Genomic DNA, 7,341 nt, shown 5'->3' with positions numbered 1-7,341 from the left:
GGGAAAGGGGGGGAGGGTAGGGAGGGGGGGGGTCCAGGGGGGTTGGCGCGACTCCCCGCCCTGGCCGCTTCCCCCTCTCCCCGGATCGCGTTTAGCCCGCTAAACGCGATCCGGGCCGCTTTGCGCTCACGTGCCCCACTAGTCCCATCAGCCTCATGTGTCCCTCGTGTGTCGCGTTTAGCCCGCTAAAGGCGCTCAGGTGGGCCGGGGGCGGTAGCGGGCCGAGCCGAGGGCGCGGGCGATCTTCCGCTGCAGGTCTCGCAGGATCGGGAGGGTTTCGTCGTCCGCGAAGCCCGTGGTGACCGACCAGTCCATCCCGGAGCCGAAGACGTCGCTGGCGAACACGATCTCGGTGGCGATCAGGGTCTTGCGCCACTCCGAGGCGCGTAGCGGTCCTTCGTCGGCCAGCGCCGCGCGCAACCTTCGCGCCTGCTCGAAGAGGTCGGGCACGTCTTTGAAGCCCATCGCGACGGCGAGTTCGTCGGTGCAGGCGGCCGGTCCACCCCATTCCGCCAGGCCACAGCGCAGTACCGTGCGCTCGTCACGCGTCAAGTCGATCGCCACCGGAGCATCCGTATCCACCGGTCGATGATGCCTCAGCCGCGTTCGCGCATCCGGGTGGAAGGTAACTGGCCGGTAACTTACCTCTGGTCAGAAGAGGTGGCCGAGGTTACAGTCGAAGGTGTGACTGCCAGTAACACCACCACTGAAGACGCCTTCGACTACGACGTGATCGTCGTCGGCTCCGGTTTCGGCGGCAGTGTCGCCGCCCTCCGGCTGACCGAGAAGGGCTACCGCGTCGCCGTCATCGAGGCGGGCCGCCGCTTCGCCGACGACGAATTCGCGAAGACGTCCTGGGACCTTCGCCGCTACGTCTGGGCGCCCCAGGTCGGCTGCTTCGGCATCCAGCGCATCCACATGCTCAAGGACGTCATGGTGCTCGCCGGCGCGGGCGTCGGTGGCGGTTCGCTGGTCTACGCGAACACGCTGTACCGCCCGCTGAAGCCGTTCTACGTCGACCCGCAGTGGTCCCACATCACCGACTGGGAGTCCGAACTCGGTCCGCACTACGACCAGGCCAGCCGCATGCTGGGCGTCGTCACCAACCCCAGCGTCACGCCGTCGGACGTCGTGATGAAGGGCGTCGCCGAGGACATGGGCGTGGCGGACTCGTACCACCCGACGCCGGTCGGCGTGTACTTCGGCAAGCCGGGGGAGCGCGCCGAGGATCCGTACTTCGGTGGCGCGGGCCCGGCGCGCACCGGCTGTACCGAATGCGGCGCCTGCATGACCGGTTGCCGCGTCGGCGCCAAGAACACGCTGGTCAAGAACTACCTCTACCTCGCGGAGAAGGACGGCGCGAAGGTCATCCCGCTCACCACCGTGAGCGCGATCAGCCCGCTGAACGCGGGTGGGTACGAGGTGAGCATCAAGAAGACCGGGACCACCTCGCGCAAGTTCCGGCACAAGCTCACCGCCGCGCAGGTGGTGCTCGCCGCCGGCACGTGGGGCACGCAGAACCTGCTTCACGGCATGCGTGACACCGCCAAGCTGCCGAAGCTCTCGCCGCGCCTCGGCGAACTGACCCGCACCAACTCCGAGGCCATCATCGGCGCCGCCCGCACCTCGGTCGACGAGGAACGGAATTTCAGCCGCGGCGTCGCGATCACGTCGTCGATCCACCCCGACGACAACACGCATATCGAGCCCGTCCGCTACGGCAAGGGCAGCAACGCGATGAGCCTGCTCCAGACCATCGCCACCGAAGGCGATTCGGCGGTCCCGCGCTGGCGTCAGGCCGTGGACTTCATGGTCAAGCATCCGGTCCAGACCGTGAAGCTGCTCAACGGCTACCGCTGGAGCGAGCGCACGGTGATCCTGCTGGTGATGCAGAGCCTCGACAACTCCATCACCACGTACACCAAACGCGGGCTCTTCGGCCGCCGCAAGTACACCTCCAAACAGGGCCACGGCGAGCCGAACCCCAGCTTCATCCCCGCGGGGCACGAGGCGAACCTCCGCACCGCCGACCACATCGGCGGGATGGCGGGCGGGACCTGGGGCGAGATCTTCGACATCCCGTTGACGGCGCATTTCATCGGCGGCGCCCCCATCGGCACCTCGCCCGACAACGGCGTGATCGACCCGTACCACCGCGTCTTCAACTACCCTGGCCTGTCCATTGTGGATGGTTCGGCGATCACGGCGAACCTCGGCGTGAACCCCTCGCTGACCATCACCGCGCAGGCCGAGCGGGCGTTTTCGTTCTGGCCCAACAAGGGGGAGCAGGACAACAGGCCGTCACAGGACTCGCCGTACGTGCGGCTCGACCCGATCGCGCCGAAGAACCCCTCGGTTCCGGCGGACGCGCCCGCGGCGCTCCGGCGCTAACCCGGACCCCGCCCCGCCGCCACCTTCAACGGACAGGCTTCGCCTGACGGGTAGATTCCAAGAGGTGACAGCCTCCGAACGCGCACCCGTCCTGCTGAACCGCGTCCGCGCCCTGCACGACGAATGGGAGCGCGTCGTGCGCGGGATCGACGAGGAGACCGCGCGCGGCCCCAGCGCGCTGCCCGGCTGGACGCGGGCGCATCTGCTGTCCCACCTCGCGCGGAACGCCGACGGCCTGGTCAACCTGCTCACCTGGGCGAAATCGGGCGTCGAGACGCCGATGTACGCCGGCGAGACGGCCAGAGACCACGACATCGAGAAGGGTGCGTACCGGTCCGTCGAGGAGATCGCCGAGGACGTCGCCGGCTCCGCAGCGCGCTTGGTCGAGGTCGCGGAGAGCTTGCCGGACGACGCGTGGCAGGTCCGGGTGCGAGCCAGGCGGGGCCGTGACATCCCGGCGGAATTCGTGCTCTGGCTCCGGCTCTCCGAAATCTCGATCCATCTCGCCGATCTCGATCTCGGCTACGACTTCACCCGCGTCGCCGATCTTCTCGGCGACGAGTTCGACACCGTGGTCGGCAACGCCATCGGGATGTACGGCGGCGACCTGCCCGCCGTGCTCCTGGTCGCCGCCGAAGAGAACGGGTACCGCCACGAGTGGCGGATGAGCGAAGGGGAACTGACGACGCTGACCGGGACCCGTGGCGAGGTGTTGGCCTGGGTCACCGGCCGCGGCGACGGATCCTCGCTGGACGGTGACGTGCCGACGCTCCCACGCTGGCTGTGACCACCGTTCGAAGAGGAAGGGATGCACACCTTCGGGGGTAGGGCCGCAACCTGCCCGTCCCATGGGCGTCTATCGGGCATGAAGCTGGAGAGAAGGGCGTTCCTCAAGCTCGCCGGCGCGACAGTGGCCGGGGTGACCGCGACGGCGTGTTCCGCCGCGCCTCCCGCGCAGGCGCCCAGTTCGGCTCCCGGCACGTCGTTGCCGCCGAGCACCGGCGTCACACCACCGTCCGGCCCGCCGGATTGGGCCGCGCTGCGGAACAAGGTCTCCCTGCTCCTGCCGGGGGATTCCGGTTACGACAATGCCAAGCGCGTGTTCAACCCCGCCTTCGACGGCCGCAAGCCCGCCGCGATCGCGAAATGCGTCAAACCCGAAGACGTGCAGGCCGCTGTTTCCGCCGCCGCGCGGCGGGTTCCCATCGCCGCGCGCGGTGGTGGGCACAGCTATGCCGGGTACTCGGTTCCCGACGGTGGCTTGATGATCGACCTGGCCGGAATGTCCTCAGTGGACGTTCAGGGGGACCGGGTCGTGATCGGTGCGGGCGCGCGGCTGAAGAACGTCTACGCCACCCTTGGCGGGGCGGGCCGATGCCTGCCCGCGGGTACATGTCCCAGCGTCGGTATCGCCGGACTGACGCTCGGCGGCGGAATCGGGGTGCTCGCCCGCAAATACGGCCTGACCTGCGACCATCTGGTGTCCGCGCAGGTCGTCACGGCGGACGGGAAATTCCGGACGGCGTCGGCGGATTCCGAGCCTGAACTGTTCTGGGCGTTGCGTGGCGGGGGAGGCGGCAACTTCGGTGTCGTCACCTCGTTCACCTTCCGCACGGATCCGGCGCCATCGGCGGTTTCGGTGTTCTCCCTGCACTTTCCGGCAGGCAGCGCGGACGACGTGCTCGCCGAGTGGCAACGCTGGCTTCCCGGAGCGCCGCCGGAGTTGTGGGCGAACGTCGTACTGTCCGGAGGACCCCAGGTCGGCGTGCGCGTTTCCGGTTGCTATGTAGGCGATTCCGCTTCCTTGGGCAAGCTGCTGGACGGCTTCGCCGGCGCGACGCGTTCCGTCAAGCAACTCGACTATCTCGGTGCGATGAAGTACTTCTCCGGCAGTGAAAACCGACAGTCCTTTGTGGCCTCGTCGCGGATTCTCGGCGAACCAGCGGATCCCGCGAAGCTGACGTCCGTCCTCAAGGGCAGGAGTGGAATGGACCTGCTGGTCGACGGTCTCGGCGGCGCGGTCGCCGACATCGCCCCGGACGCCACCGCGTTCTGGCATCGGGAGGCGATCGGCAGCGTGCAGATCTACGGTCAGGCGGACGCGCGTAACCGTTCCGTGGCAACGGATTCCGTCGCGGAAGTGGTGGCGGGGCTCGGGCTGGACGGGGGCTACGTCAATTACATCGACCCCGCCCTGCCCGACTGGATGACCGCCTACTACGGCGGCAATGCCGCCCGTCTCAAGCAGGTGGCGAAGACCTACGACCCGGACAAGGTGTTCGGTTTCGCGCAGGCCGTCACCCCGGACTAGAGGTCGATGCCGGTGAAGACGGTGACCCGTTCCTCGGTGAGGTCGTGCATCGCGGCGAGGACGCCTTCCCTGCCCACACCCGATCCCTTGACGCCACCGTAGGGCATCTGGTCCGCGCGGTAACTCGGGACGTCGCCGATGATCACGCCGCCGACTTCGAGTTCTGTCGACGCGTAGAACGCGAGATGCACGTCGCGGGTGAACACTCCGGCCTGCAAGCCGTAGGCGGATTCGTTGACCGACGCGAAAGCCTCGTCGACACCATCCACAATGGACACGGCGAGCACCGGCCCGAAGATCTCCTCCGCCCAGGCCTTTGTGGACGATGGCACGTCGGTGAGCACGGTCGGCTCCACCGTCGCGCCCTCTCGCTTGCCGCCGGTGAGGATCCTCGCGCCCGCCGCGACGGCCTCGTCGATCCAGGCGACGATCCGCTCCGCGGCGGCCTCGTCGACGACCGGGCCCACGTCGGTGTTCTTGTCGTACGGGTCACCGGTTCGCTGTGCCCGCACGGCTTCCACCAAGGCGGGCACGAACTCCTCGGCGACTTCGCGTTCGACGATGACCCGCTGCACGGCGATGCAGGACTGCCCGGCCTGGTAGTTGCCGAAGGTCGCGATGCGCTCAGCCGCGCCTTCCGGATCCGGCCAGTCGCGCAAGACGACGGCGGCCGCGTTGCCGCCGAGTTCGAGCACGACGTGCTTGCGCGGCGCGGCGTCCGCGAGCGACCAGCCGACCGGACCAGAACCGGTGAACGACACGACCGGCAGCCGGGGATCCGCGACCAGCGCCGACGTCTCCTCGTTGCCGAGCGGCAGTACCGAGAACGCGCCTTCCGGCAGATCCGTTTCGGCCAGGATCTCGCCGAGGATCAGCGCGGTCAACGGCGTGCGCGGTGCGGGTTTGACGATGATCGGGGCGCCGACCGCGAGCGACGGCGCGACCTTGTGCGCCACCAGGTTCAGCGGGAAGTTGAACGGCGCGATGCCGAGCACCGGGCCACGCGGAACGCGGCGAGTGAGCGCCAGCCTGCCTTCGCCGGCCGGGTCGGTGTCCAGGCGCTGCAGGTCGCCGCTGAACCGGCGGGCCTCCTCGGCGGCGATCCGGAACACCGACACCGCGCGCCGCACCTCGGCGTCGGCCCATTTGAGCGGTTTGCCGTTCTCGGCGGTGATGACCTCGGCGATCTCCTCGGCCCGGCCCGCGATGACCCGCGAAACGTGGTCTAGCGCCGCGGCGCGGCTGTGCGCCGAGGAACGCCGGAACTCCTTCGCGACGCTCGCCGCCGCGCTCACCGCTCGTTCGACCTGCTCCGGTCCGGGCACCGCGACGGTGGCGACTTCGCTGCCGTCATAGGGGTGGTGCACGGTGACCGTCGAAGCGCCCTGCTCGGGGCGTCCGGCGATCCAGGCGGGGCGTGGCTCCGGGGTGATCATGTCCATGGGTAAGAAGGTATTCCAGTCAGGGCTTGACGAGCACCTTGAGCGCTTCGCGGTCCGCCATGGCGCGATAGCCGTCGGGGACCTCTTCGAGCCCGATGGTCCGGTCGAAGACCTTGCCCGGCTGATACCGGCCCTCGACGACGTCGTCGAGCAGTTCGGGGATGTAGTGGCGCGCGGGCGCCACGCCGCCGGTGACGGTGATGTTGCGGCGGAAGAGCGACGGGCCGATCGGACCCTCGGTGTACTGCGGCACGCCGACGCGGCTGACCGTGCCGCCGGGACGGACCGCGCCGACGCCCATCTCGAAGGCGGGCTTCGTGCCGACGCATTCGAGGACGGTGTGCGTGCCTTCGCCGTTTGTCAGCTCTCGCACCTTCTCGATGCCTTCATCGCCGCGCTCGGCTACGACGTCGGTCGCGCCGAACTCGCGGCCGAGGTCCGTGCGGCTCCGGTGACGGCCCATGAGGATGATGCGCTCGGCGCCGAGGCGCTTCGCCGCGAGGACCGCGGAGAGGCCGACGGCGCCGTCGCCGATGACAGTGACGGTTGTGCGCTCGTTCACGCCCGCCTTGACCGCGGCGTGGTGGCCGGTCGAGAACACGTCGGAGAGCGTGAGGAACGAGGCGAGCAGGTCGTCGTCCTCGGTGTGCGGCAGCTTCACCAGCGTGCCGTCGGCCTGCGGGACACGGACGGCCTCGCCCTGGCCGGCGTCGACGTCCTTCGCGCCCCAGTTGCCGCCGTGCAGGCAGGAGGTGTGGAGGCCTTCGCGGCAGAACCGGCAGGTGTTGTCGGAGTAGACGAACGGCGCGACGACCAGGTCTCCCGGCTTGAGCGTGGTGACGTCGGAACCGACGGCCTCGATGACGCCGAGGAACTCGTGCCCGATCCGGACGCCGCGGTCGCGCGGGGGCATGCTGCCGTACGGCCAGAGGTCGCTGCCGCAGATGCAGGACCGGACCACGCGGAGGAGGGCGTCGGTCGGTTCGTTCAGCTTCGGGTCCGGGACGGTCTCGACGCGTACGTCGCCGGCGCCGTAGATGACAGTCGCTCGCAAGACGGGTCCTTTCCTCGACTGGCCCCAGTATGGGCGCGTCGGGGTTTGGCCGCTTCCCAACACCCAGGGCAGGGGGAGGGTTGGTCTGGTTCACCAAGTGCCTTTTTTTGGTGTGGGCAAGGGGGGTGGATCCAAGGGAGGAT

6 protein-coding genes are annotated in these 7,341 nt (G+C 68.9%); 3 read left to right on the top strand and 3 right to left on the bottom strand.

The window, feature by feature from the left end; all coding sequences use genetic code 11:
• Positions 1–195: 195 nt before the first annotated feature.
• Positions 196–582, bottom strand: a complete 387-nt coding sequence (locus ACZ6DT_RS27315; RefSeq protein ID WP_465600319.1) for a hypothetical protein — start codon at positions 580–582, stop codon at positions 196–198.
• Between the two features lie 102 nt (positions 583–684).
• Here ACZ6DT_RS27315 and ACZ6DT_RS27310 point away from each other — a divergent pair, with 102 nt between their 5' ends.
• From ACZ6DT_RS27310 to ACZ6DT_RS27300, 3 genes are all read left to right on the top strand, one after another.
• Positions 685–2,391: a GMC oxidoreductase gene (locus ACZ6DT_RS27310; protein WP_465600316.1), complete on the top strand. Its 1,707-nt coding sequence runs from the start codon at positions 685–687 to the stop codon at positions 2,389–2,391.
• A gap of 64 nt (positions 2,392–2,455) precedes the next feature.
• Entirely contained in the window at positions 2,456–3,178 is a 723-nt protein-coding gene (locus ACZ6DT_RS27305; RefSeq protein ID WP_465600314.1) for a maleylpyruvate isomerase N-terminal domain-containing protein, read from the top strand.
• 78 nt (positions 3,179–3,256) lie between these two features.
• Positions 3,257–4,702 (top strand): FAD-binding oxidoreductase, encoded by a 1,446-nt coding sequence (locus tag ACZ6DT_RS27300; RefSeq protein WP_465600311.1) that lies wholly within the window; start codon positions 3,257–3,259, stop codon positions 4,700–4,702.
• Here the strand turns inward: ACZ6DT_RS27300 and ACZ6DT_RS27295 are convergent.
• Positions 4,699–6,144: an aldehyde dehydrogenase family protein gene (locus ACZ6DT_RS27295; RefSeq protein ID WP_465600308.1), complete on the bottom strand. Its 1,446-nt coding sequence runs from the start codon at positions 6,142–6,144 to the stop codon at positions 4,699–4,701. The genes ACZ6DT_RS27300 and ACZ6DT_RS27295 overlap by 4 nt on opposite strands.
• A gap of 19 nt (positions 6,145–6,163) precedes the next feature.
• Positions 6,164–7,198 carry a zinc-dependent alcohol dehydrogenase family protein gene (locus ACZ6DT_RS27290; RefSeq protein ID WP_465600305.1) on the bottom strand — a complete coding sequence of 345 codons (1,035 nt, stop codon included), beginning with the start codon at positions 7,196–7,198 and terminating at the stop codon, positions 6,164–6,166.
• Positions 7,199–7,341 lie beyond the last annotated feature (143 nt).

This window comes from Amycolatopsis sp. NPDC041971, assembly GCF_055588925.1.
Note: the sequence above shows the minus strand (reverse complement) of the source record. Positions and strands in the feature narration are given on the sequence as shown.